Below are 23907 nucleotides of genomic sequence, written 5' to 3'. Positions count from 1 at the left end.
GGCGTTAGACTTCGGGCCGACAAGTTTGTGAAGACCTTCACAAAGGACGAAAGGCCCCTTACCCCGAGGCCCCCTAAGACCTTGTAGGACAGGACAGGTCCCGTGACCGTGCCAGCCGCCATACAGCGGAATGTCGCTGAGGCTGACGCCGACGTCATCGTCGTCGGCGCCGGGCCCGCCGGTTCGACAACCGCTTTTCATCTCGCGCAGGCCGGACTTGACGTCCTGCTGCTTGAGAAGACCACCTTCCCCCGCGAGAAAGTCTGCGGCGACGGGCTGACGCCCCGAGCGGTCAAGCAACTCATCGCCATGGGGATCGACATCGACGCCCCCGGCTGGGTCCGCAACAAGGGCCTGCGCGTGGTCGGCGGCGGAATGCGCTTCGAGCTCGACTGGCCCGAGCTGGCGAGTTACCCCGACTTCGGGCTGGTCCGGACCCGCCAGGACTTCGACGAGATCCTGGCCAGCAACGCGGTCAGGGCGGGCGTCCGCCTGCTGCAGGGGGTCAACGTCACGGCCCCGGTCCTGGACGAGCGCAGCGGGCACATCGTCGGCGTCCTCGCCAGGCAGAACGGCGAGGAGGTCACCTACCGTTCCCGGCTGGTGGTCGCCGCCGACGGCAACTCCACCCGGATCTCCCTGGCCATGGGGCTGCACAAGCGCGAGGACCGCCCGATGGGCGTCGCGGTGCGGACGTACTTCGAGAGCCCCCGCCATGACGACGACTATCTGGAGACCTGGCTGGAGCTGTGGGACGGCGACACCCTGTTGCCCGGCTACGGCTGGATCTTCGGCGTCGGCGACGGCACGTCCAATGTGGGCCTCGGGCTGCTGAACACCAGCGAGTCCTTCAAGGGCATGGACTACCGCGACCTGCTCAAGCGCTGGGTGAAGGGCATGCCCGCCGAGTGGGGCTACGTCGAGGAGAACATGACGGGCCCGATCAGGGGCGCCGCGCTGCCGATGGCCTTCAACCGCCAGCCGCACTACACCCGGGGTCTGGTGCTGGTGGGCGACGCCGGAGGGATGATCAACCCGTTCAACGGCGAGGGCATCGCGTACGCGATGGAGAGCGGCCACGTCGCGGCCGAGATGATCGTCCAGGCACTGGGCAGGGTCACCCCCGCCCAGCGGGAACGTGTGCTGCGGGCCTACCCTCAGACGCTGAAGGACGCCTATGGTGGCTACTTCACCCTTGGCCGGGGCTTCGTCGAGCTCATCGGGCACCGCGGTGTGATGAACTTCGCCACGCGTCACGCGCTGCCGCACCCCCGCCTGATGAGGTTCGCGCTCAAACTCCTTGCTAATCTCACCGACCGGCGGGGTGACGCGTCGGATCGCATCATCAACGCCCTGTCGAAGGTGGCGCCACCGGCATGAGCTCAACGAACGCCGAACAGCTGGAACCCGGGGCGATGATCGCCCTGCCTAGACTTTCGAAATACACCAACATGCAGAGCTACGCGCCGGCGCGCGTGGAGATGGGAGAGGAGGCGTAGCGATGGAGCTGTACGCACCCATCCTGGTGCTCGCCGTTCTCGCGGCGGGATTTGCGGTCTTCTCGGTGACGATCGCCCCCTTCACCGGTCCCAAGCGCTGGAACCGCGCGAAACTCGACGCCTACGAATGCGGTATCGAGCCGACGCCCCAGCCCGTGGGCGGGGGGCGCTTCCCGCTGAAGTACATGGTCACCGCGATGCTGTTCATCGTGTTCGACATCGAGATCATCTTCCTCTATCCGTGGGCTGTCGCGTTCGACCAGCTCGGGATGTTCGGACTGGTCGAGATGGTGCTGTTCATCGTCACCGTGCTCGTGGCCTACACGTACGTGTGGCGCCGCAAGGGTCTGGACTGGGACTAGATATGGGACTTGAAGAGAAACTTCCAAGCGGGTTCATGCTCAGCACGGTCGAGCAGGTCGCCGGCTGGGCGCGTAAGAACTCCGTCTGGCCGGCCACCTTCGGTCTTGCCTGTTGCGCCATCGAGCTGATGTCCACCGGTGGTCCCAAGCACGACCTGGCGCGCTTCGGCATGGAGCGCGCTTCGGCGTCTCCGCGCCAGGCCGACCTGATGATCGTGGCGGGCCGGCTGTCGCAGAAGATGGCCCCGGTGCTGCGCCAGATCTACGACCAGATGGCCGAGCCCAAGTGGGTCATCGCCATGGGCGTCTGCGCCTCCAGCGGCGGCATGTTCAACAACTACGCGATCGTGCAGGGCGTCGACCACGTCGTCCCCGTCGACATCTACCTGCCCGGTTGCCCGCCGAGGCCCGAGATGCTCATCGACGCGATCGTCAAACTACACGACAAGATCCAGAACACGAAGTTCGGCGCGCACCGCGCCAAGCAGATCGACGAACTCGAACTGCAGGCACTGCGGACGTTGCCGCTGATCGACCAGGGAACCGCCAAATGAGCAGCGGTGAAAGCGGATTCACAGCGGCCCGCGCGGCGAACGAGGAGCGGTAGGCGACCGACATGAGCACTGAAAACCTCCCGGAGGTCCCGGAGGAGCCCATCGCCCGCCTGGGCATGTTCGGCACCTCGGGTACCGGAGACACCTCGGGCTACGGCCGCCTCGTGGTGCGGCGCAAGCCCGAGCTCTCCACCCCCCGCCCGTACGGCGGTTACTTCGACACCGTCGCCGACGAGCTGGAGCGCGCCCTCGGCGGCGACTTCGCCGACGCCGTCGAGCGCGTGGTCGTCGACCGTGGCGAGCTGACCTTCCACGTCAGGCGCGAGCGGCTGCTCGACGTCGTCAGGGCCCTGCGCGACGACGCCGCGCTGCGCTTCGAGCTCTCGCTCGGCGTCTCCGGCGTGCACTACCCACACCTGGCGGGCCAGGAACTGCACGCGGTGATCCACCTGTGCTCGATCACGCACAACCGCCGCCTGCGCGTCGAGGTCTCCTGCCCCGACGACGACCGCCACATTCCCTCCACGGTCTCTGTCTACCCGACGCACGACTGGCACGAGCGCGAGACCTGGGACTTCTTCGGCATCGTCTTCGACGGACACCCGGCGCTGACCCGCATCATGATGCCCGACGACTGGGACGGCCACCCCCAGCGCAAGGACTACCCGCTCGGCGGCATCCCGGTCGAGTACCGAGGCGCCGAGATTCCCGCGCCGGACCAGAGGAGGTCTTACACGTGAGCACCTTTGACGACGAGGCCACCGAGGGCACGGTCTACACCGTCTCCGGCAACGACTGGTCGGAACTGCTCGAGACCCTCACCGGCCAGCAGGACGAGCAGCTCGTCATCAACATGGGTCCCCAGCACCCGTCCACGCACGGCGTGCTCCGCCTGGTGCTGAACCTGGACGGCGAGACGGTCACCGAGGCCCGCACGGTCATCGGCTACCTGCACACCGGCATCGAGAAGAACCTCGAATTCCGGACGTGGACCCAGGGGACGACGTTCGTCACCCGGATGGACTACCTGGCGCCGATCTTCAACGAGACCGCCTACTGCATGGGCGTCGAGAAGCTGCTCGGCATCACCGACCAGATCCCCGAGCGGGCCCAGGCCATCCGCGTGATGATGATGGAGCTCACCCGGATCTCCTCGCACATGGTGGCCATCGGCACCTTCGGCATGGAGCTGGGCGCGACCACGCCGTTCCTCTTCGGGTCCCGCGAGCGCGAGATGGTGCTCGACGTGATGGAGTACATCACCGGCCTGCGGATGAACATGGCCTACGTCCGGCCCGGCGGTGTCTCCGTCGACCTGCCGGCCGGCGCCGTCGACAAGGTCGGCGAGCTGCTCAAGGTCATGCCGGGGCGCATCAAGGACATGCGCAAGATGCTCGACGCGAACCCGGTCTACCTGGCCCGCACCAAGGACATCGCCTACCTCGACCTCACCGGCTGCATGGCGCTGGGCGTCACCGGTCCGATGCTGCGGGCCGCGGGCCTGCCGTGGGACCTGCGCAAGTCGCAGCCCTACTGCGGCTACGAGACCTACGAGTTCGACGTCCCGACCGAGAAGAGCGCCGACGTCTACGGCCGCTACCTGGTACGGGTGGCCGAGATGGAGGAGTCGCTCAAGATCATTGAGCAGGCTCTGGACCGCCTCTCCGGGCCGCTCAAGGGCGGCCGGGTGATGGTCGACGACAAGAAGATCGGCTGGCCCGCGCAGCTCGCGCTCGGCCCCGACGGCCTGGGCAACTCGCCCGACCACATCGCGCACATCATGAGCGGCTCCATGGAGGCGCTGATCCACCACTTCAAGCTGGTGACCGAGGGCTTCAGGGTCCCGGCGGGGCAGGCGTACGCCTCGGTCGAGTCGCCCCGCGGCGAGCTCGGCGCCCACGTGGTCAGCGACGGTGGCACCCGCCCGTACCGCGTACACTTCCGCGATCCGTCCTTCACGAACCTGCAGGCCATGCCCGCGACGTGCGAGGGCGGCATGGTCGCCGACGTCATCTCGGCGGTGGCCTCGATCGACCCGGTGATGGGGGGGGTCGACCGATGAGCGCGCCCGACGAGAGAGCGGTCCCGGTGAACGCGCCGAGCGACGAGGAGGTGAGCGCGACCATGAACAAGGGGTACGCGCCGGAAGTGCGCGAGCGCCTGGAGCGCGACGCCAAGGAGATCATCGGCCGCTACCCCAGGCCGCGGTCGGCGCTGCTTCCCCTGCTGCACCTGGTGCAGTCCGAGGACGGCTACGTCTCCGACGACGGCCACGAGTTCTGCGCCGAGATGCTCGGGCTGAGCAAGGCCGAGGTCGTGGGCGTCTCCACTTTCTACACGATGTACAAGCGCAGGCCGATGGGCCAGTACCACGTGGGCGTGTGCATCAACACGCTCTGCGCGGTCATGGGCGGCGACCAGATCTGGGACGAGCTCTCCGAGCACGTCGGCGTCGGTCACGACGAGGCGACCCCGGACGGGAAGATCTCGCTGGAGCGGCTGGAGTGCAACGCCGCCTGCGACTTCGCCCCGGTGATGATGGTCAACTGGGAGTTCTTCGACAACCAGACCCCGGACTCGGCCAAGCAGCTCGTCGACGACCTCAGAGACGGCAAGGAGCCCTCGCCGACCCGCGGCCCGAAGAAGCTCTGCACGTTCAAGGAGGCCTCGCGGGTGCTCTCGGGCCTGCCCGACGGCCTGGCCGGTGACGGCCCCTCGGCGGCGGGTCCCTCCCTGGAGGGCCTGAAGATCGCTAAGGCCAACGGATGGAAGGCTCCCGAGGCGTGAACGGGCAAGCAGGCAGGTACGAAGCGGCCTCGTCACGGAGCGACGGGCTGCCAGGCGAGGAGACGAAGTGACCACTCTCACCCCGGTTCTCACCGCGAACTGGGACCAGCCGAACTCCTTCACGCTGGAGGGCTACGGCGACTACTCGGCGGCCAAGAAGGCGCTGGGCATGGACCCCGACGCGGTCATCCAGGTCGTCAAGGACTCCGGGCTGCGCGGCCGAGGCGGCGCGGGCTTCCCCACCGGCATGAAGTGGGGCTTCATCCCCCAAGGGGACGGCAAGCCGCACTACCTGGTGGTCAACGCCGACGAGTCCGAGCCCGGCACGTGCAAGGACATTCCGACGATGATGGCCAACCCGCACGCGCTGGTCGAGGGCGTCATCATCACCGCGTACGCGATCCGGGCCAACCACGCCTTCATCTACGTGCGCGGCGAGGTGCTGCACGTCATCCGCCGCCTGCAGGCGGCGGTGGCCGAGGCATACGCCAAGGGCTACCTCGGCACCGACCTGTTCGGCACCGGCTTCGACCTGGAGCTCGTCGTGCACAGCGGGGCGGGCGCCTACATCTGTGGCGAGGAGACGGCGCTGCTCGACTCGCTGGAGGGTCATCGCGGCCAACCTCGGCTCAAGCCCCCCTTCCCCGCCGTGGCGGGTCTCTACGCCTCGCCCACCGTGGTCAACAACGTCGAGTCGGTCGCGAGTGTTCCCTCGATCATCGCCAACGGCGCCGAGTGGTTCGCCGGGATGGGCACCGAGAAGTCCAAGGGCTTCGGCATCTTCTCGCTGAGCGGCCACGTGACCCGGCCCGGCCAGTACGAGGCCCCGCTCGGCATCACGCTGCGCGAGCTGCTGGAGATGTCCGGCGGCATCAGGGAGGGCCACCGGCTCAAGTTCTGGACCCCGGGCGGGTCGAGCACCCCGATCTTCACGGACGAGCACCTGGACGTCCCGCTGGACTTCGAGTCCGTGGGCGCCAAGGGCTCGATGCTCGGCACCCGGGCCCTGCAGATCTTCGACGAGACCACCTGCGTGGTGCGCGCCGTGCTCCGCTGGACCGAGTTCTACGCGCACGAGTCCTGCGGCAAGTGCACTCCCTGCCGGGAGGGCACCTACTGGCTCAAGCAGGTGCTCAAGCGGCTGGAGAAGGGCCAGGGCACCGAAGAGGACCTGACCACGATCACCGACATCGCCGACAACATCCTGGGCCGCTCCTTCTGCGCCCTGGGTGACGGTGCCACCAGCCCCATCCACTCGTCGGTGAAGCACTTCCGCGACGAATACCTCAAGCACTTCGAGATCGGCGGCTGCCCGTTCGATCACGCCCCGTCCACGGTGTGGGGGGCGAAGTGAGCGCGCGCGGGAAGGCCACCGGCAAGCACAGCACCGTCTCGGTCGCCAGGCCGACGGAGGAGACGCCATGACCGTCGAAGCCACCACCCCGGCGCAGGCGCCGGTGAACCTGGTCACCGTCACCATCGACGGCTTCCAGGTGAGTGTCCCGAAGGGCACGCTGATCATCCGGGCGGCCGAGCTGCTCGGCATCCAGATCCCCCGGTTCTGCGACCACCCGCTGCTGGACCCGGCCGCCAACTGCCGCCAGTGCCTGGTGGACATCCCCGACGCGGGCAACGGCCGGGGGTTCCCCAAGCCGCAGCCCTCCTGCGCGATCGAGGTCGCCGAGGGCATGGTCGTCCAGACCCAGCTCACCTCGCCGGTCGCGGAGAAGGCACAGCGCGGCGTCATGGAGCTGCTGCTCCTGAACCACCCGCTGGACTGCCCGGTCTGCGACAAGGGCGGCGAGTGCCCGCTGCAGAACCAGGCCATGTCCAACGGCCAGGGCGAGAGCCGCTTCGTGGAGAAGAAGCGGACCTTCGAGAAGCCGGTCGCGCTCTCCTCGGAGGTGCTGCTCGACCGCGAGCGCTGCGTCCAGTGCGCGCGCTGCATCCGCTTCTCCGACGAGATCGCCGGCGACCCGCTCATCGACTTCTTCGAGCGCGGGGCCAAGGAGCAGGTCGGAGCCGCGGACGGCCGCCCGTTCGAGTCCTACTTCTCCGGCAACACGGTGCAGATCTGCCCGGTGGGCGCGCTGACCGGTGCCGCCTACCGCTTCCAGGCCCGCCCGTTCGACCTGGTCTCCACGCCCAGCGCCTGTGAGCACTGCGCCAGCGGCTGCTCGCTGCGCGCCGACCACCGGCGCGGAAAGATCACCCGCCGCCTGGCCGGGGACGACCCCGAGGTCAACGAGGAGTGGAACTGCGACAAGGGTCGCTGGGCCTTCACCTACGCGACCCAGCCCGACCGGCTGAAGACCCCCCTCGTCCGTGACGAGGAGGGTCGCCTGGTGCCGGCCTCCTGGCCGGAGGCGCTCGCCGCCGCCGCCAAGGGCCTGTCCGCGGCGCGCGGGCGCGCGGGCGTGCTCGTCGGCGGTCGCGTCACCGTCGAGGAGGCGTACGCCTACTCGAAGTTCGCCCGGATCGCGCTCGGCACGAACGACATCGACTTCCGCGCCAGGCCGCACTCCGAGGAGGAGGCGCGCTTCCTGGCGCACGCCGTCGCGGGCAAGGGCATCGAGGTCCGCTACGCCGATCTGGAGAAGGCTCCGGCGGTGCTGCTGGCGGGCTTCGAGCCCGACGAGGAGTCGCCGATCGTCTTCCTGCGCCTGCGCAAGGCATGGCGCAAGAAGGGGCTGAAGGTCTTCTCCGTCGCGCCGTTCGCCGGCCCCGGGCTGGCCAAGATGGGCGGCACCCTGATCCCGGCGGTGCCGGGCACCGAGACCGACGTCCTGGACGACCTGGCCGCCGTCGACGTGACGGCCGCCGAGGCGATCAGGCAGCCGGGAGCGATCATCCTGGCCGGTGAGCGCCTCGCCACCGTGCCCGGTGCGCTGTCGGCACTGCTGCGGCTCGCCGACGCAAGCGGCGCCCGCCTGGCCTGGATCCCGCGCCGCGCCGGTGAGCGCGGGGCCGTCGAGGCCGGGGCGCTGCCGAACCTGCTGCCCGTCGGCCGCCCGGTCACCGACAAGACCGCCCGCGCCGAGGTGGCCAGGGCCTGGGACGTCACCTCGCTGCCCGAGGGCGAGGGCCGCGACACCACCGCCATGCTGGCGGCGGCGCTCGACGGACAGCTCGACGCCCTCGTCGTCGCGGGTGTCGACCCCTACGACCTGGCCGCGCCGCAGGCGGCCCTGGTGGCCCTGGAGAACACCCCGTTCATCGTGAGCCTGGAGCAGCGCGCCAGCGCGGTCACCGACCGCGCCGACGTGGTGCTCCCCGTCGCCGCGGTGGCCGAGAAGTCGGGCACCTTCGTCGACTGGGAGGGGCGCGGACGCTCCTTCGAGGAGGCGCTCGGGGTTCCGGGGGTCATGAGTGACCTGCGGGTCGTCTCCGCGATCGCCGACGCCATGGACGTGCACCTCGGCCTGCCCGACCCCGCCGCCGCCCGCCGCGAGATCGGCTCGATCGGCGCGTGGCGCGGCCCCAGGGCCGCGGCCCCCCGGGTGAGCGGCTCGCTCGCCGCCAGGCCGCGGGCCGGGGAGGCGGTCCTGGCCAGCTGGCACCTGCTGCTCGACGACGGCCGCCTGCAGGCGGGCGAGCCGTACCTGGCGGGTACCGCCCGCCCCGGGGTGGCGCTGGTGTCCGAGGCCACCGCCGCCGAATGCGGCCTGGTCGACGGCGGCGAGGTGGTCGTCGGCACCGGGCACGGTTCATTGAGCCTGCCGGTGCGGATCGCCGACCTGCCCGACCGGGTGGTGTGGCTGCCGGCCAACTCCGAAGGTCGCTCGGTCACCCGTGACCTGCACGCCGTCGCCGGTGATGTGGTCAGGGTCGGCGCGGTGGACAGCGCCGAGAGCACCACGGCCGGCGAGGTAAGCGCCGCCGGCGAAGCCAACGAGGAGCGGTAATGAATGCCCGGACTCTTCTAGCGGTCGATCCGACCCTTGCCGACTTCGGCAAGGACCCGCTCTGGATCAGCATCATCAAGGCCGTCGTCATCTTCATCGTCCTGATGCTGGGCGTGCTGTTCGGCGTGTGGTTCGAGCGCAAGCTCATCTCCCGCATGCAGAACCGGTACGGCCCCAACCGGGCGGGCAAGTTCGGGCTGCTCCAGTCGGTGGCCGACGGGCTGAAGATGGGGCTCAAGGAAGACCTGATGCCCCGGACCGTCGACAAGGCGATCTACTTCATCGCCCCGGTCGTCCTGGCGGTACCGGCCTTCCTGGCCTTCTCCGTCATCCCGATGGGCCCGATGGTCTCGATGTTCGGCGTCCAGACGCCGCTGCAGCTCACCGACCTCCCGGTCGCGGTGCTGCTGGTGCTGGCGATGGCCTCGATCGGCGTGTACGGCATCGTGCTGGCGGGCTGGGGCTCGCGCTCCCCGTACTCGATCCTCGGCGGCCTGCGGGCCAGCGCCCAGGTGGTCTCGTACGAGATCGCGATGGGCCTGTCGTTCGTGGGCGTGTTCCTGTTCGCGGGGACGCTCTCCACCTCGGAGATCGTCGCGGCGCAGGCCGGCGGCGGGGTGTTCACGCTGGGCGGCCTGGAGATCCCGATGCCGTCCTGGTACATGATCCTGCTGATCCCGTCCTTCCTGATCTACATCGTCACGATGCTGGGCGAGACCAACCGGGTCCCCTTCGACCTGCCCGAGGGCGAGGGCGAGCTGGTCGGCGGCTTCCAGACCGAGTACTCCAACTCGCTGAAGTTCGCGGTCATCATGCTCGCCGAGTACGTCAACGTCTTCGTGGTCTCCGCGGTGTCCATCACCCTGTTCATGGGCGGCTGGCGTGCCCCGTGGCCGATCTCCATGTGGGACGGCGCGAACACCGGCTGGTGGCCGCTGCTCTGGTTCTTCGCCAAGATGGTGCTGGTCTTCGGCTTCTTCGTCTGGTGCCGCGCCTCGCTGCCGCGCGTCAGGTACGACCAGCTCATGGCCCTCGGCTGGAAGATCCTCATCCCGATCAACCTGGCCTGGATCCTGCTCGTGGCCACCGTCAGGGCCCTGCAGATCGACAACGTCAACCGGTCGCTCGTGCTCATCCTGGCCGCGCTCGTGATGATCGGCTGCCTCGGGATCTGGTGGCGCTTCGACAGCGTGCTGCAGAAGCGCAAGGAGGCCAAGGCCGCACTGGTCGAAGCCGAGTTCGAGCAACTCCAAGCCGAGCCGACCGCGGGTGGCTTCCCTGTGCCGCCGCTCGACCTGCCGCACTACCACGGGGTAGAGCGCAAGGAGGTTCCCAGTGGGAGCAACTGATTGGCTGAATCCCATCAAGGGATTCGGCGTGACCTTCCACACGATGTTCAAGAAGGTCGAGACGGTCAACTACCCCGAGGAGAAGCGGCCCACGGCGCCGCGCTTCCACGGCCGGCACCAGCTCAACCGCTGGCCCGACGGCCTGGAGAAGTGCGTCGGCTGTGAGCTGTGCGCCTGGGCCTGTCCGGCCGACGCGATCTTCGTCGAGGGGGCCGACAACACCGACGAGGCGCGGTTCTCACCCGGTGAGCGCTACGGGCGCACCTACCAGATCAACTATCTGCGGTGCATCCTGTGCGGCCTGTGCATCGAAGCCTGCCCGACACGGGCGCTGACGATGACCAACGAGTACGAGCTCGCCGACAGCAGCCGTGAGAGCCTGATCTACACCAAGGAAATGCTGCTCGCGCCGCTCGGCCCCGGCATGGAGGTCCCGCCGCACCCCATGCGTCTCGGCGAGACCGAAGAGGACTACTACCGGCTGGGACGCAACAATGGGTGAGACCATCACGTTCTGGATCCTGGCGGTCGTCTCGGTGTCGGCCGCCCTCGGGCTCGTCTTCAGCCGCAAGGCCGTCTACTCGGCTCTGATGCTGGGCGTCGTCATGCTCTCCCTGGCCGTGCTCTACGCGGTACAGGACGCCCCCTTCCTCGCCGCGGTGCAGATCATCGTCTACACCGGCGCGGTCATGATGCTCTTCCTGTTCGTCCTGATGCTGGTCGGCGTCGACTCCGCCGACTCGCTGGTCGAGACGATCAAGGGGCAGCGCGTCTGGGCGGCGATCGCGGGCCTGGGCTTCGCCTTCCTGCTCGCCCTGGGGGTCGGCAACGCCACCTTCGCCGCGCCCACCGGCCTCACCGAGGCCACCAAGGCCGCGGGCGGCAACGTGCCCTCCCTGGCACAGCTGATCTTCACGCGGTACGTCTTCGCCTTCGAGGTCACCTCGGCGCTGCTGATCACCGCCGCGCTCGGCGCGATGGTGCTGGCGCACCGCGAGCGCATCCGGCCCAAGGCCACCCAGCGTGACCTGGCCCGCGCCCGGTTCAACGGCCCGCAGCCCTCGCCGCTGCCGGGACCCGGCACCTACGCGCTGCACAACGCGATCGACATGCCGGCCCTGCTGCCCGACGGCACGGTCGCCGACAAGTCCATCAACCGGGTGCTCGCCAGGCACGAGATGGAGGGCGGTTTCGCGCCGACCGACCCGGTGAAGGCGGCGCTCATCAAGCAGGTCCTGGAGAGGGACGCGGCACAGGCCCGCGATTCCGACTCAGGCGACGAGCCCGTCCAGGCGGAGGACGCGGCGCCCCGGCAGGAGGACGGCAAGTGACCACTCACTACCTGGTGCTCTCCGCGCTGCTGTTCGCGATCGGCGCCATCGGCGTGCTGGTACGGCGCAACGCGATCGTGGTGTTCATGTGCGTGGAGCTCATGCTCAACGCCTGCAACCTCGCGTTCGTCACCTTCGCCAGGCAGCAGGGCAACCTGGACGGCCAGATCATCGCGTTCTTCGTGATGGTGGTGGCCGCGGCCGAGGTCGTGATCGGCCTCGCCATCATCGTGATGATCTTCCGAACCCGCAGGTCCGCGTCGGTGGACGACGCGAACCTGCTGAAGTACTAAGAGGTGGCCGTGGAACCCGCTGAGATCATCCAGCATTCCGGGGGTGTGATCGGAGTCTCCTGGCTCATGGTCGCGCTCCCGCTGCTCGGTGCCGCGATCCTGCTGCTGTTCGGGCGCCGTACCGACCGCTGGGGTCACCTCCTCGGTGTCGTGATGTCCCTGGGCGCGTTCGCGGTGGCGGTCGCCGCCTTCGTCCAGCTGCTCGGTCTGCCCGAGGCTCAGCGCCGCCAGGGGGTCAGGCTCTACGAGTTCATCCCCGGCCTCGCCGACATGGGGCTGCTGATCGACCCGCTGTCGATCAGCTTCGCCCTGCTGATCACCGGTGTGGGATCGCTGATCCACATCTACTCGATCGGCTACATGTCGCACGACCCGGGCCGGCGCAGGTTCTTCGCGTACCTGAACCTGTTCGTCGCCGCGATGCTGCTGCTGGTGCTGGCCGACAACTACGTCGTGCTGTTCGTCGGCTGGGAGGGTGTGGGCCTCGCCTCGTACCTGCTGATCGGCTTCTGGCAGTTCAAGCCCACGGCGGCGGCCGCGGCCAAGAAGGCGTTCATCGTCAACCGCGTCGGCGACTTCGGCCTGCTGATCGCGATCTTCACGATCTGGACGACGTTCGGCTCGGTCGCCTTCAACGAGCTCACCGGGGGCGCCGTCAACGGGGCGATCTCCTCCGGCGCCGCCTCCCAGGGCACGATCACCGCGGTCGGCCTGCTGCTGCTCCTCGGCGCCTGCGGCAAGTCGGCCCAGCTGCCGCTGCAGTCGTGGCTGCTGGACGCGATGGAGGGCCCGACCCCGGTCTCGGCCCTCATCCACGCCGCGACCATGGTCACCGCGGGTGTCTACCTGGTCGTCCGCTCCGGCGCGTTCTTCGAGGCCGCCCCGACCGCGCAGCTCGTCGTGACGATCGTCGGTGTGGCCACGCTGCTCGCCGGTGCGATCATCGGTTGCGCCAAGGACGACATCAAGAAGGGCCTGGCCGGCTCGACGATGTCGCAGATCGGCTACATGATGCTCGGCGCGGGCCTCGGCCCGGTGGGCTACGCCTTCGCCATCGCGCACCTGATCGCGCACGGCTTCTTCAAGGCGAACATGTTCCTCGGCGCGGGCTCGGTCATGCACGCCATGAACGACGAGGTCGACATGCGCAAGTACGGCGGGTTGTTCTCGGTGATGAAGGTCACCGCGGCCACCTTCATGATCGGCTACCTGGCGATCATCGGGTTCCCGCTGCTGTCCGGTTACTTCACCAAGGACGGCATCATCGAGACGGCCATGGAGCACAACCAGATCCTCGGCTGGCTCGCGGTCGTCGGCGCCGGCATCACCGGCTTCTACATGTCGCGGATGGTCTTCATGACCTTCTTCGGCAAGCGGCGCTGGGCCGACGACGCGCACCCGCACGAGTCGCCCTCCGTGATGACCGTGCCGCTGATCCTGCTGTCGATCGGTTCGGTCTTCCTGGGCGCCTTCCTGATCCTGGACAACCGGCTCATGAGGTTCCTCGCCCCGGCGGTCGGCCTGCCCGAGCACCTGCCCGGATTCCACCCCTTCAGCGTCCCCGGCCTGACCACGCTCGCGCTGGTCGCCGTCGGCGTCGTCTACGCCTGGTTCCGCTACGGTGCCGCCGAGGTGCCCCGGGTCGCCCCGCGCGGCTCGTTCCTCACCACCTTCGCCCGCCGTGACCTGTACGGCGACGCGCTGAACGAGGCGCTGCTCATGCGCCCCGGCCAGTGGCTGGCCCGGTTCGCGGTGTTCTTCGACAACCGCGGCATCGACGGCCTGGTCAACGGCCTGGCGGCGGGGATCGGCGGGACCTCCGGGCGGCTGCGCCGCGTCCAGACCGGCTACGTGCGGTCCTACGCGTTGTCCATCCTCTTCGGTGCCGCCGTGGTCGTTGGCGCGCTGCTCTACGTAGGGAACATGTGATGCCCTGGCTCTCGACCCTGATTGCCGTGCCCGTCCTGGGCGCGGTGGGTGTCTCCCTTGTCAAGAGTGACAAGCTCGCGAAGCAGCTGGCGCTGGCGGTCTCACTGGTCGTGCTGGCGCTCACCGGCGCCCTCGCGTACCTGTTCGAACCGGCCTCCGAGGCGCGCTTCCAGTTCGCCGAGGTCTACGAGTGGATCCCGAGGTTCGGCGTCCACTACGGCGTCGGCGTGGACGGCATCGCCCTGGTGCTGATCGCGCTGTCGGCGGTGCTCGTGCCGATCGTGATCCTCGCCTCCTGGCACGACGCCGACGGAACCGGGGCCGCGGCCCCGCCCAAGCGCTCGGTGAAGACCTACTTCGCGCTGCTGCTGGTGCTGGAAGCGATGATGATCGGCGTCTTCGCGGCGACCGACGTCTTCCTCTTCTACGTCTTCTTCGAAGCCATGCTCATCCCGATGTACTTCATGATCGGGTCGTACGGCGGAGCCCAGCGGTCCTACGCGGCCGTGAAGTTCCTGCTCTACTCGCTCTTCGGCGGCCTGCTCATGCTGGTCGCGGTGATCGCGCTCTACGTGATCGCCGACAAGGGCACCTTCATGTTCCCCGAGCTGATCGGCGTCATCCAGGACCCGACCACGCAGAAGTGGCTCTTCGCGGGCTTCTTCATCGCGTTCGCGGTCAAGGCGCCGCTCTGGCCGTTCCACACCTGGCTGCCCGACGCCGCCGCGCAGGCCCCGGCCGGCGCCGCGGTGCTGCTGGTGGGCGTGCTGGACAAGGTCGGCACGTACGGCATGCTCCGCTTCTGCCTGGAGCTCTTCCCGGACGCGTCGAAGTTCTTCACCCCGCTGGTGATCGTGCTGGCGGTGGTGGGCATCGTCTACGGCGCGATCGTGGCCATCGGCCAGACCGACATGAAGCGCCTGATCGCCTACACCTCGATCTCGCACTTCGGCTTCATCGCGCTGGGCGTCTTCGCGATGACCAGGGACGCGGGCGCGGGCGCCACCCTCTACATGGTCAACCACGGCTTCTCTACCGGCGCGCTCTTCCTGGTCGCCGGCTTCCTGATCTACCGCCGGGGTTCCAGCCAGATCGCCGACTACGGAGGCGTGCAGAAGGTCGCCCCGCTGCTGGCCGGCACCTTCCTGATCGCCGGCCTGTCCGGGCTCTCCCTGCCGGGACTGTCCACCTTCGTCAGCGAGTTCATGGTCCTGATCGGCACCTTCGAGCGCTACCCGGTCGCGGCGATCATCGCGACGAGCGGCGTCGTCCTGGCGGCCGTCTACATCCTGTGGATGTACCAGCGCACGATGACCGGCCCCTCGAAGGAGTCGGCCCACGTCATGCCCGACCTCAACTGGCGTGAGATCTGGGTGATGGGCCCGCTGATCGCGGTGATCATCGCCATGGGCTTCTTCCCCAAGCCGGTGCTTGACGTGATCAATCCCGCGGTCGACAAGACGATCTCCAGCGTCCACATCGAACCGTTCACGCCCGCCGTGGCAGAGAAGAAGGGGGCCGGCCAGTGAACGGCACCATCCAAGCCCCGACAATCGAGTACGCGCTACTCTCGCCGATGCTGCTGGTGTTCGGCGCGGCGATCATCGGGGTGCTGGTCGAGGCGTTCGCGCCCCGCTACCTGCGCAAGTCGATCCAGATGCCGCTCACGCTGCTCGCCCTGCTCGGCGGGTTCGTCATGACCGTCCTGTCCGGCGTCAACGGCCTGCCGGACGCCCCGGCGGCCATGGGCGCGGTCGCGGTGGACGGGCCCGCCCTGTTCATCTGGGGCATCATCCTCGTCCTGGCGCTGGTCAGCACGCTTCTGATCAACGACGAGGACCAGTTCGTCGCGCAGGCGGCGGCGGTGCCGGGAAGCCCGGACGAGGAGGAGGCGATCCTCAGCGGATACGCCCAGACCGAGGTGTACCCGCTGCTGCTGTTCTCGGTCGGTGGCATGCTGCTCTTCGCCTCCGCCAATGACCTGCTGGCCATGTTCGTCGGCCTTGAGGTCATGTCCCTGCCGCTGTACCTGCTCTGTGGCCTGGCCCGCCACCGCCGCCTGCTCTCGCAGGAGGCCTCGGTCAAGTACTTCCTGCTCGGCGCGTTCTCCTCGGCCTTCTTCCTGTACGGCACGGCCATGGTCTACGGCTACGCCGGATCGGTGGACCTGAAGGCCATCAGTGCCGCGCTCACCGGGGCAGGCGGCCAGGAGACGCTGCTGCTGCTCGGCTTCGCGCTGCTCGGCGTCGGCCTGCTCTTCAAGGTCGGCGCCGCGCCGTTCCAGGCGTGGAAGCCCGACGTCTACCAGGGCGCGCCCACCGCGGTCACCGCGCTGATGGCCTCCACGGTGCTCGTGGCGGCCTTCGGCGCGGTGCTGAGGGTCTTCTGGGTCGCCCTGGGCGGCCTGGAGTGGGACTGGAAGCCGGTCATGTGGGGCATCGCGATCCTGACGATGATCGTCGGTGCGATCCTGGCCATCACCCAGACCGAGATCAAGCGGATGCTCGCCTACTCCTCGATCGCGCACGCGGGCTTCCTGCTCACCGGCGTCGTCGCGATCGGCGCCGCCGAGCAGAACAAGCAGGCCCTGTCGGCCATCCTGTTCTACCTGGCCGCGTACGGCTTCACCACGGTCGGCGCCTTCGCGGTCGTCACCATGGTCCGCGACGCGGGAGGCGAGGCCGGACATCTGTCCCGCTGGGCCGGTCTGGGCAAGCGTTCCCCCGCTCTCGCGGGTATTTTCGCTTTCTTCCTGCTGGCCTTCGCCGGCATCCCGCTCACGAGCGGCTTCTTCGGCAAGTACGCCGTTTTCTCGGCCGCGGTCGCCGGCGACGCTCTGCCGCTGGTCATCGTGGGTGTGGTCAGCTCGGCGATCGCCGCGTTCTTCTACGTCCGGGTGATCGTGCTGATGTTCTTCAACGAGCCCGCCGTCGACGGGCCGTCCATCGCGACGCCCACGGTGGGCACCTCGGCTGTGGTCGCCCTCGCGGCAGCGGCTACGGTAGTGCTGGGGGTTTTCCCGCAGCCGGTGCTCGATCTCGCGGATCAGGCTGCGTCCGCGCTGTTCATTCGCTAGAGGAGTAACGGTTCATGGCTGCGCCACCGGTTGTTGATCTTCCGTTCGTCGACGAACGGTTGGCGCAGGACCTCGCTACCGGCCTGGCCGAGGTCGAGAAACTGCTCCGTTCCTCGGTGGAGAGTGAGGACGCCTTCGTCACGGAGGCGTCCAAGCACCTCATCGAGGCGGGCGGCAAGAGGTTCCGGGCCATGCTGGTCCTGCTCGCCGCCCAGTTCGGCTCACCCGCGGCGGCGGGAGTGGTGCCGGGGGCCGTGGTGATCGAGCTGACCCACCTGGCGACGCTCTACCACGACGACGTGATGGACGAGGCCCCGGTCCGCCGGGGTTCTCCGTCGGCCAACGCCCGCTGGGACAACACCGTGGCCATCCTGACCGGCGACTACCTGTTCGCCCAGGCCTCGGAGATCCTCGCCGACCTCGGCTCCGACGTCATCAGGATCCAGGCGCAGACGTTCTCCCGGCTGGTCCGCGGCCAGATCCGCGAGACCATCGGCCCCCGCTCCGGCGAGGACCCGGTGGCCCACTACATCGGGGTGCTGGCCGACAAGACCGGTTCGCTGATCGCCACCTCCGGCCGGTTCGGCGCCATGCTCAGCGGCGCCACACCCGAGGTGGTCGAGCGGCTGACCCGGGCCTGCGAGGCGATCGGGGTCGCCTGGCAGCTCGGCGACGACCTGCTGGACGTCGCCTCGGAGACGGCCGAGTCGGGCAAGACGCCGGGCACCGACCTGCGCGAGGGCATCCGGACCCTGCCCGTGCTCTACGTCCTGGCGTCGGACAACCCCGAGAGCGCCCGGCTGCGCGAGTTGCTGGCCGGTCCGGTGGCCGAGGAGGACATCGAGGAGGCCCTGCGTCTGCTCCGCGCCGACCCCGCCATGGGACATGCCCGCGCCGAGCTGCTCGACTGGGCCGACCGTGCCCGCGAGGACCTCGCGGGCCTTCCCGACATCCCGGCCCGCGCCGCCTACCTGGCCCTCTGCGACTACGTCGTCGAGCGCTCCGGCTGACCGCCGGTCCAGGATCGGACCCAGCCCGGCTCGGCGACAGCGCCGAGCCGGGTTTTTCGTGTTTCTTCCACGATGTTACTTGTAGGGCAAAGCAAATAATGTATGTGCATGTAGACTCCTGCCGGACAGCACACTCCAGGAGGAATCACCATGTCGTGGGACCATTTCGCCCTCTTGCACGCACGCGTGGAGGCGGAGTTGACCAAGGCACTCCAGCGCGGTCACGGCCTTGGGCTGTCGGAGTACCGCGCACTGATCCAGCTCGCCGCCGTCTCCGGCGGCTGCATGCGTATGCAGGAGCTGGCCGAGGCGGTGGGGCTCAACCAGAGCTCGGTGACCCGCCTCGTCGCCCGCCTCGAAGAGGCCGGGATGACCCGGCGCGACCTCTGCTCGGACGACCGCCGCGGCGTCTACTCGGTGATCACCGAAGAGGGGCGCGTCCGCCTGGCCGATGCCACGCCCACCTACGAGCGCTCCCTGGCCTCCGCGCTGGAGCAGGCGGGCGTCGACCCGCTCTTCACCCCTCTGGTCCTCGCCGTACGCGGCTCCTGAGGCTTTATGAGGCGTTCTGTACGGCTACCCGCTTGGACACCGCACGGCGGGCCTGGGTGGCCGTCCTGAGGCTGTCCCAGGTGAAGACCGACAGCGCCAGCCAGATGATGACGAACCCCACCCAGCGGCTGGGCGGCATGACCTCGTGCACGATGAACACCCCGCACAGGAACTGCAGGATCGGGGCGATGTACTGCAGCAGGCCGATCGTGGTGAGCGGCACCCTGATCGCGGCGGCGGTGAAGCAGAGCATCGGGACGGCGGTGACCACACCCGCTCCGGCCAGCAGGAGCGTGTGGCCCGCGCCCCAGTTGCCGAACGTGCTCGTCCCCTGCTGCCCCAGGTAGGTCAGGTAGCCCAGCGCGGGCAGCAGCAGCACCAGTGTCTCGACCGTCATGCTCTCCGCCGCACCCACCCCGGCGGTCTTCTTGACCAGCCCGTAGGTGCCGAAACTGGCGGCCAGCGCCAGCGCGATCCACGGCGGCCGCCCGTAGTCGATGGCCAGGATGACCACGGCCACCGCCCCCAGCCCCACCGCGGCCCACTGCCACGGCCGCAGCCGCTCCTTCAGCAGCAGGACGCCGAAGAGCACGCTGATCAGGGGGGTGATGAAGTAGCCGAACGAGCTCTCGACCACGTGCCCGGTGTTGACGGCGTAGATGTAGACGCCCCAGTTGAGCGTGACGAGCACCGCGGCCAGGACGAGAAGGCCGATCTTTCTCGGGGTGCGCAGGAGCTCGCGGAACCAGGACCAGTGGCGCCGTACCGCCAGGATGGCGACGACGGCGACCAGGGACCAGGCGATGCGGTGGGCGAGGATCTCCAGGGCGCCGGAGGGCTTCAGGAGCGGCCAGTAGAGCGGGAACAGGCCCCACATGGCGTAGGCGGCGATGCCGTAGAGAACTCCGCGGCGCGTTTCAGGCATGACCCCTATCTTTGCTCCTTACTGGATTTAACACAATTTAGCTGTACTTTTCGATCAGTTAAGAAACTCTTTCGGGAACACGGGGGAGTCGCCCTCGGTTGCTTCCTGGTGAGAACGTGTCAGGAGGAGGTTCGCAATGGGCTGGCTGTTCGGCAAGGACAAGACTTCCATGGTGTCCCCGGAGAACGCGCTCCCGGGCCGCGCCACCTGGATGGCGGTGCCAGGGCGTCATGAGGTTCTCGACGCCCCGCTGGCTCCGCCGTACCCCGAGGGGAGTGAGATCGCGGACTTCGGCCTCGGTTGCTTCTGGGGGGCCGAGCGCATTTTCTGGCAGACCCCGGGTGTGGTCTCCACCTCGGTCGGCTACGGGGGCGGCTACACCCCGAACCCGACCTACGAGGAGGTCTGCACCGGCCAGACCGGTCACACCGAGCTCGTCCGCGTCGTCTTCGACCCGGCCCGGGTGTCCTACGAGGAACTGCTGCGCGTCTTCTGGGAGTCGCACAACCCCACCCAGGGCATGCGGCAGGGCAACGACGTCGGCACACAGTACCGCTCGGCGATCCACTTCCACTCGCCCGAGCAGGAGAAGGCCGCCCTGGCTTCGCGTGACGCCTACCAGAAGGTTCTCACCGACTCCGGCTACGGTGCCATCACCACCGAGATCGCCCCCGCCGGCGACTACTACTTCGCCGAGGGATATCACCAGCAATATCTCTACAAAAACCCCGGCGGCTACTGCGGCATCGGTGGCACCAACGTCAAACTAGGTGACCCGTCCGGATGGGGCGCCTGCCAGACGGGCCTGGTCCCGACCGAGGAGTAGCGCCGACTTCACCGGCACGGCTTGCACCCGGCTTCTGGGGTGAGCCGTGCCCCCTGTGTGTGGGGGGCCTCGGGTCGGCGAGCAAGTTGTTCGGTTCTATTTTTTTGGCCGAAGCGAACAAGTCGACTTGATTTTGTTCGGTGTAGTTACATCGGCTCAGCCGAACAAAATCATGGGGGCGTCGGTGTCAGGACCGGGCCGGCCGTCCAGGGCGACTGTTTATCAGCGCCTTGACGAGGCCGTTCGAGAACTCCGTGACCGTTTGGGTGGACTACCTTCGCCTGACGAGGCGGAGGACATCTGGTCCGACATCTGGCACCAGGAGGCTCACAACAGCACTGCGATCGAGGGCAACACACTCGTGCTGCAGGAGGTGGAGAGGCTCCTTGAGGAGGGGCGCGCGGTAGGCGCGAAGCCGCTCAAGGACTACATGGAGGTGAGGGGATACGGCGACGCTGCGAAGTGGGTGTACGGGCAGGCGCTGGAGCCAGGAGGCTGGCAAAACGGAGATCTCATAACGCTTCAGGAGGTTCGTCAGATACACCACACCGCCATGTCGCTGGTGTGGGCTGTAGATCCCCATCCACATGCCTCCCCAGCTGAAAGCCCGGGGAACTTCAGGCAGCACGAGATCACGAAGTTCCCGGGAGGCATGAAGCCGCCGCCATGGCCGGAAGTCGACCCCCAGATGCGGGACTGGGTAAGGGGTGTCGATGACCTTCGCGGCGAGTCCGAGGAACCCCTCCCCGAACGCTTGGCCCACGTTCATAACCGGTTCGAACAAATACGCCCGTTCCTCGACGGTAACGGACGGACGGGCCGCTTGGTGCTCAACTTGATGCTTTGCAGAATCGGGTACCCGTCGGCGATCATCTACAAGCGCGACCGCGACAAGTACCTTCAGGCAATGCGCCGAGCCGGCAATGACGAGTTCGGCCCGCTGGGTGAACTCATCGCACGCAGCGTGACGACGAATCTGTACCGCTTCGTCATGCCAGCGGTGGCCGGCCCGGTCAAGCTTGTTCCTCTACCTGCCCTCGCGACGCGCGACGTCACCGAAAACGCCCTCCGGGTGGCTGCCGCACGGGGACGACTGCGTGCGGTCAAGGGCGACGACGGTATGTGGCGTAGCAGCAAGAAGTGGGTGAGCGACTACCTCAAGTCGAGGCACCGCAGGTCATGATGTGTCTGCCGTGGATGAAAGGTGTCTGAGCAAGAGCACATCGACAGCCTCGTGTCCACCTCAATGGCTACTGCGGCGTCGGAGGTACCGATGTCAAGCTAGGTGACCCGTCCGAGTGGCCCGCCTGCCAGGCGGGCCTGGTTCCGACCGAGGAGTGGTTTCGGCAGATCTCGGTGTACGGCTCGCGCTCGACTCCTAGGCGTGGGCCGTCCTGCTGTTTGGCCATGATCGGCTGATCGCCTGTCGTGCCGGCTCTGCATGAGCCTGCGGAGGCTGGGCTCCCCGATGGCGGGCACCCCGGCGGGGGCCGATCTGCTGAACCTTGATCAGTCGACGCACATCGCCTCGTGGGTGGCCTGGAAGACCCATGTTCCGCCCCCCGGAGAAGCATAGGTCAGCAAGATGTAATAGACCCCAGGGGTGCAGTCGTGGCCGACCGCGAGGACGGCCTGCCGGGCCCGTTCTTGGGCCGCCGCCACCCCGGCCGCGTAGGTGTTACCCGCCCCCACGGCAACGGCGCTGCGGGGAGTGTCATAGCCGTCGGCGTGCGCGGCCACGGGCGCGGTGGCCAGGCCGACCGCCACCACCGCTGAGACGAGGCCGAGCCGGCGGAGCCAAGTGACTTTTTGCATGCTTCTCCTTGTGGGGGACGGGCATGTGATCGATCAATATCGATTTAACGCAGATCGATATAGCGCGGTATTTACCGATTGGCCACAAGAATCTGGCGGTCTTGTCCTCATGATGGAGGAAATGGCTAATACTGCAGCCGCCATTTGCGGGGTGAGCTGGGACAATGTGCCCCACTCTGATCGATCTCATGACGGGAACGTGGCGCAATGAGGGTGCCGTTTATGATCATGTATGTGTGAAAATTACAAGACCGGGAGCGGCTGCTGCCCTCATCGTGTAGGCAGCGCGGGTGGGCGGTGGCGACGGTGCGGATGACCGCGGCGGCGTGCCTTCACTCTCGAACTGTTGGAGGCGCTCTCCGGCGCCGCGGAACTGGATGTCGATGTCACCACGCAGGAAGTCATCGCGGGCTGGCGGGCGACCGCAAGGCGGGGAGCCGATCAGGTGATCCCTTGTTCCGGGCCGCGGCAGCCTCCCGAACCCTGGTGGTCACCGCGACATCGGGAGCACCAACGTCAAGCTGGGTGACCCGTCCGAGTGGGCCGCCTGCCAGACGGGCCTGGTCCCGACCGAGGAGTAGCGCCGGCTTCACCGGTACGGCTCGCGCCCGGCTTCCGGGGTGAGCCGTAGTCGTGAGCCGTGTCCGTCCGCGGGGCTTCGCCATTGCTCCTTCATCGAGCTGGGAACTGATTCAGGGCTTCTGTGCGATTCATGGCGGCCGTTTTTGTGCTGAGAGTCGTTTGGCCGCTCGATCTGGCCTGCTTACTACCAGGCGATCGTGTGAGGCTCCTTCCCTGGTTCGCCAACTTCAGAATGTGTTCTGACTTACGATGGCAGGGTGAGCACCAGCAACGCCGACGCCGTCACCTTCTCGGACCTGTCGAGAAACCCCCGAGCCGTCGCCGAACGCGCCGCACGCCTCGGTCGGGTACGTGTCACCCACCGCGATGCCCCGGACTTCTACCTGACCGCCGCCGACCGTGAGGATCAGCGCGGGCAGACACTGGCCACGGCATCCCGTCTGTTCCTAGCCCTCATCAAGCACGATCCGACCGCCCGCACGCTGGTCATCGCCATGCCCGAGGTCTTCCCCTGGGTCCGCCACCTCACCTCCGCCGAACTGCGTGCCTTCACGCTCGAACTGGTGGAGGCGCTCTCCGACGCCGCGGAACTTGATGTCGATGTCACCACGCAGGAGGTCATCGCGGGCTGGCGGGCGACCGCTCGGATCAAGGCCGACCCAGCGCACTACGCCCAGGCCCGCAAGGCCACAGGTGGCGACTTCGGACCGGTAGAGGTCTCAGCGTGAGTCCGAAGCGTGGTGACCGGGTCACGGTCCCGCCTTCGGATGACGAATGGGATATCCGGTTCGGTACCGGTGATGCGGTCAAGGGCTGGGAGGAGTTGTGCCGTCACGCCCTGGGCAACACACGCCGATGTTTCGAGGCACTGCGAGCCGATCCACGCTCACGGGCAGATCATGAGCGTCAACATCGCCTACGCGGCGATCTCGCGACTCATCGTCATAACGGCCAGAACCTGGAACAATGGGAATTTGAGGTCACCAGCGGCGGACGCGTCCGCTATGCCATTGATGACGCCACTCGCACTGTCTGGGTCGTCTACGCCTCACCTCGTCACCCGAAAGACACCGACGGCTGAAACCGGAGGCGGGAACCCGACCAGGTGCTCT

Annotated in this window: 24 protein-coding genes; 22 read left to right on the top strand and 2 right to left on the bottom strand. The window is 67.9% G+C overall.

What is annotated here, in order from left to right:
* Positions 1 to 102 precede the first annotated feature (102 nt).
* From ACFQVD_RS28750 to ACFQVD_RS28665, 18 genes are all read left to right on the top strand, one after another.
* Positions 103 to 1380 (top strand): geranylgeranyl reductase family protein, encoded by a 1278-nt coding sequence (locus ACFQVD_RS28750; RefSeq protein ID WP_343981084.1) that lies wholly within the window; start codon positions 103 to 105, stop codon positions 1378 to 1380.
* A complete protein-coding gene (locus ACFQVD_RS28745; RefSeq protein ID WP_343981087.1) occupies positions 1377 to 1499 on the top strand; it encodes a hypothetical protein in 123 nt (40 codons plus the stop codon). Before ACFQVD_RS28750 ends, ACFQVD_RS28745 begins: the two co-directional genes overlap by 4 nt.
* Before the next feature lie 2 nt (positions 1500 to 1501).
* On the top strand, positions 1502 to 1861 hold the full coding sequence (locus ACFQVD_RS28740; protein WP_343981091.1) for an NADH-quinone oxidoreductase subunit A: 360 nt from the start codon (positions 1502 to 1504) through the stop codon (positions 1859 to 1861).
* 2 nt (positions 1862 to 1863) lie between these two features.
* Positions 1864 to 2415 (top strand): NuoB/complex I 20 kDa subunit family protein, encoded by a 552-nt coding sequence (locus tag ACFQVD_RS28735; protein ID WP_030916695.1) that lies wholly within the window; start codon positions 1864 to 1866, stop codon positions 2413 to 2415.
* Between the two features lie 62 nt (positions 2416 to 2477).
* A complete protein-coding gene (locus ACFQVD_RS28730) occupies positions 2478 to 3155 on the top strand; it encodes an NADH-quinone oxidoreductase subunit C (protein WP_030916692.1) in 678 nt (225 codons plus the stop codon).
* 65 nt (positions 3156 to 3220) lie between these two features.
* The gene (locus tag ACFQVD_RS28725) at positions 3221 to 4477 is read left to right on the top strand and encodes an NADH-quinone oxidoreductase subunit D (RefSeq protein WP_343981182.1); all 1257 of its coding nucleotides are present in this window, start codon (positions 3221 to 3223) and stop codon (positions 4475 to 4477) included.
* Complete coding sequence (gene nuoE, locus ACFQVD_RS28720) at positions 4474 to 5202, top strand: NADH-quinone oxidoreductase subunit NuoE (protein WP_343981096.1); 729 nt, start codon at positions 4474 to 4476, stop codon at positions 5200 to 5202. The genes ACFQVD_RS28725 and nuoE overlap by 4 nt, the downstream gene beginning before the upstream one ends.
* Before the next feature lie 67 nt (positions 5203 to 5269).
* Positions 5270 to 6556, top strand: a complete 1287-nt coding sequence (nuoF, locus tag ACFQVD_RS28715) for an NADH-quinone oxidoreductase subunit NuoF (protein ID WP_343981099.1) — start codon at positions 5270 to 5272, stop codon at positions 6554 to 6556.
* Positions 6557 to 6623: 67 nt separating this feature from the next.
* Positions 6624 to 9107 (top strand): NADH-quinone oxidoreductase subunit G, encoded by a 2484-nt coding sequence (locus ACFQVD_RS28710; protein ID WP_343981101.1) that lies wholly within the window; start codon positions 6624 to 6626, stop codon positions 9105 to 9107.
* The gene (gene nuoH, locus ACFQVD_RS28705; protein WP_343981104.1) at positions 9107 to 10456 is read left to right on the top strand and encodes an NADH-quinone oxidoreductase subunit NuoH; all 1350 of its coding nucleotides are present in this window, start codon (positions 9107 to 9109) and stop codon (positions 10454 to 10456) included. The genes ACFQVD_RS28710 and nuoH overlap by 1 nt, the downstream gene beginning before the upstream one ends.
* A complete protein-coding gene (gene nuoI / locus ACFQVD_RS28700) occupies positions 10443 to 10958 on the top strand; it encodes an NADH-quinone oxidoreductase subunit NuoI (RefSeq protein ID WP_343981107.1) in 516 nt (171 codons plus the stop codon). The genes nuoH and nuoI overlap by 14 nt, the downstream gene beginning before the upstream one ends.
* Entirely contained in the window at positions 10951 to 11787 is an 837-nt protein-coding gene (locus ACFQVD_RS28695; protein WP_343981110.1) for an NADH-quinone oxidoreductase subunit J, read from the top strand. Before nuoI ends, ACFQVD_RS28695 begins: the two co-directional genes overlap by 8 nt.
* Positions 11784 to 12080: an NADH-quinone oxidoreductase subunit NuoK gene (gene nuoK / locus ACFQVD_RS28690; protein WP_030916671.1), complete on the top strand. Its 297-nt coding sequence runs from the start codon at positions 11784 to 11786 to the stop codon at positions 12078 to 12080. The genes ACFQVD_RS28695 and nuoK overlap by 4 nt, the downstream gene beginning before the upstream one ends.
* Before the next feature lie 66 nt (positions 12081 to 12146).
* Positions 12147 to 14009 carry an NADH-quinone oxidoreductase subunit L gene (nuoL, locus tag ACFQVD_RS28685; protein ID WP_343981185.1) on the top strand — a complete coding sequence of 621 codons (1863 nt, stop codon included), beginning with the start codon at positions 12147 to 12149 and terminating at the stop codon, positions 14007 to 14009.
* The gene (locus ACFQVD_RS28680) at positions 14009 to 15538 is read left to right on the top strand and encodes an NADH-quinone oxidoreductase subunit M (protein ID WP_343981116.1); all 1530 of its coding nucleotides are present in this window, start codon (positions 14009 to 14011) and stop codon (positions 15536 to 15538) included. Before nuoL ends, ACFQVD_RS28680 begins: the two co-directional genes overlap by 1 nt.
* Positions 15535 to 17085 (top strand): NADH-quinone oxidoreductase subunit NuoN, encoded by a 1551-nt coding sequence (nuoN, locus tag ACFQVD_RS28675; protein WP_343981118.1) that lies wholly within the window; start codon positions 15535 to 15537, stop codon positions 17083 to 17085. The genes ACFQVD_RS28680 and nuoN overlap by 4 nt, the downstream gene beginning before the upstream one ends.
* 14 nt (positions 17086 to 17099) lie before the next feature.
* Positions 17100 to 18095 (top strand): polyprenyl synthetase family protein, encoded by a 996-nt coding sequence (locus ACFQVD_RS28670; protein ID WP_343981122.1) that lies wholly within the window; start codon positions 17100 to 17102, stop codon positions 18093 to 18095.
* 150 nt (positions 18096 to 18245) lie between these two features.
* Positions 18246 to 18647: a MarR family winged helix-turn-helix transcriptional regulator gene (locus ACFQVD_RS28665; RefSeq protein ID WP_343981125.1), complete on the top strand. Its 402-nt coding sequence runs from the start codon at positions 18246 to 18248 to the stop codon at positions 18645 to 18647.
* Between the two features lie 4 nt (positions 18648 to 18651).
* Here ACFQVD_RS28665 and rarD read toward each other — a convergent pair whose 3' ends face one another.
* The gene (gene rarD / locus ACFQVD_RS28660) at positions 18652 to 19572 is read right to left on the bottom strand and encodes an EamA family transporter RarD (protein WP_343981128.1); all 921 of its coding nucleotides are present in this window, start codon (positions 19570 to 19572) and stop codon (positions 18652 to 18654) included.
* 136 nt (positions 19573 to 19708) lie between these two features.
* On the opposite strand from rarD, the gene msrA reads away from it, so the two are divergent.
* Together msrA and ACFQVD_RS28650 are read left to right on the top strand one after the other, a co-directional pair.
* Positions 19709 to 20398 carry a peptide-methionine (S)-S-oxide reductase MsrA gene (msrA, locus tag ACFQVD_RS28655; protein WP_343981131.1) on the top strand — a complete coding sequence of 230 codons (690 nt, stop codon included), beginning with the start codon at positions 19709 to 19711 and terminating at the stop codon, positions 20396 to 20398.
* Between the two features lie 361 nt (positions 20399 to 20759).
* Positions 20760 to 21581, top strand: a complete 822-nt coding sequence (locus ACFQVD_RS28650; protein WP_343981134.1) for a Fic family protein — start codon at positions 20760 to 20762, stop codon at positions 21579 to 21581.
* Positions 21582 to 21907: 326 nt separating this feature from the next.
* Here the strand turns inward: ACFQVD_RS28650 and ACFQVD_RS28645 are convergent, their stop codons facing one another.
* Positions 21908 to 22213 carry a hypothetical protein gene (locus tag ACFQVD_RS28645; RefSeq protein WP_343981137.1) on the bottom strand — a complete coding sequence of 102 codons (306 nt, stop codon included), beginning with the start codon at positions 22211 to 22213 and terminating at the stop codon, positions 21908 to 21910.
* 839 nt (positions 22214 to 23052) lie between these two features.
* Between ACFQVD_RS28645 and ACFQVD_RS28640 the strand changes: the two genes are divergently transcribed.
* A complete protein-coding gene (locus tag ACFQVD_RS28640) occupies positions 23053 to 23523 on the top strand; it encodes a hypothetical protein (protein WP_343981140.1) in 471 nt (156 codons plus the stop codon).
* On the top strand, positions 23520 to 23876 hold the full coding sequence (locus tag ACFQVD_RS28635) for a hypothetical protein (RefSeq protein WP_343981143.1): 357 nt from the start codon (positions 23520 to 23522) through the stop codon (positions 23874 to 23876). Before ACFQVD_RS28640 ends, ACFQVD_RS28635 begins: the two co-directional genes overlap by 4 nt.
* The last annotated feature ends 31 nt before the right edge of the window (positions 23877 to 23907 follow it).

The organism is Streptosporangium amethystogenes subsp. fukuiense, from assembly GCF_042665875.1.
Lineage (GTDB): Bacteria > Actinomycetota > Actinomycetes > Streptosporangiales > Streptosporangiaceae > Streptosporangium > Streptosporangium fukuiense.
This window is presented reverse-complemented; position numbering and strand designations above follow the sequence as displayed.

Bases quoted from the DNA above. Each gene is read 5' to 3' on its own strand.
- ACFQVD_RS28745 (WP_343981087.1), top strand. From the start codon at position 1,377: ATGAGCTCAACGAACGCCGAACAGCTGGAACCCGGGGCGATGATCGCC.
- ACFQVD_RS28740 (WP_343981091.1), top strand. From the start codon at position 1,502: ATGGAGCTGTACGCACCCATCCTGGTGCTCGCCGTTCTCGCGGCGGGA.
- ACFQVD_RS28735 (WP_030916695.1), top strand. From the start codon at position 1,864: ATGGGACTTGAAGAGAAACTTCCAAGCGGGTTCATGCTCAGCACGGTC.
- ACFQVD_RS28730 (WP_030916692.1), top strand. From the start codon at position 2,478: ATGAGCACTGAAAACCTCCCGGAGGTCCCGGAGGAGCCCATCGCCCGC.
- nuoE (WP_343981096.1), top strand. From the start codon at position 4,474: ATGAGCGCGCCCGACGAGAGAGCGGTCCCGGTGAACGCGCCGAGCGAC.
- ACFQVD_RS28710 (WP_343981101.1), top strand. From the start codon at position 6,624: ATGACCGTCGAAGCCACCACCCCGGCGCAGGCGCCGGTGAACCTGGTC.
- nuoH (WP_343981104.1), top strand. From the start codon at position 9,107: ATGAATGCCCGGACTCTTCTAGCGGTCGATCCGACCCTTGCCGACTTC.
- ACFQVD_RS28695 (WP_343981110.1), top strand. From the start codon at position 10,951: ATGGGTGAGACCATCACGTTCTGGATCCTGGCGGTCGTCTCGGTGTCG.
- nuoL (WP_343981185.1), top strand. From the start codon at position 12,147: ATGGTCGCGCTCCCGCTGCTCGGTGCCGCGATCCTGCTGCTGTTCGGG.
- ACFQVD_RS28680 (WP_343981116.1), top strand. From the start codon at position 14,009: ATGCCCTGGCTCTCGACCCTGATTGCCGTGCCCGTCCTGGGCGCGGTG.
- ACFQVD_RS28670 (WP_343981122.1), top strand. From the start codon at position 17,100: ATGGCTGCGCCACCGGTTGTTGATCTTCCGTTCGTCGACGAACGGTTG.
- ACFQVD_RS28665 (WP_343981125.1), top strand. From the start codon at position 18,246: ATGTCGTGGGACCATTTCGCCCTCTTGCACGCACGCGTGGAGGCGGAG.
- rarD (WP_343981128.1), bottom strand. From the start codon at position 19,572: ATGCCTGAAACGCGCCGCGGAGTTCTCTACGGCATCGCCGCCTACGCC.
- msrA (WP_343981131.1), top strand. From the start codon at position 19,709: ATGGGCTGGCTGTTCGGCAAGGACAAGACTTCCATGGTGTCCCCGGAG.
- ACFQVD_RS28645 (WP_343981137.1), bottom strand. From the start codon at position 22,213: ATGCAAAAAGTCACTTGGCTCCGCCGGCTCGGCCTCGTCTCAGCGGTG.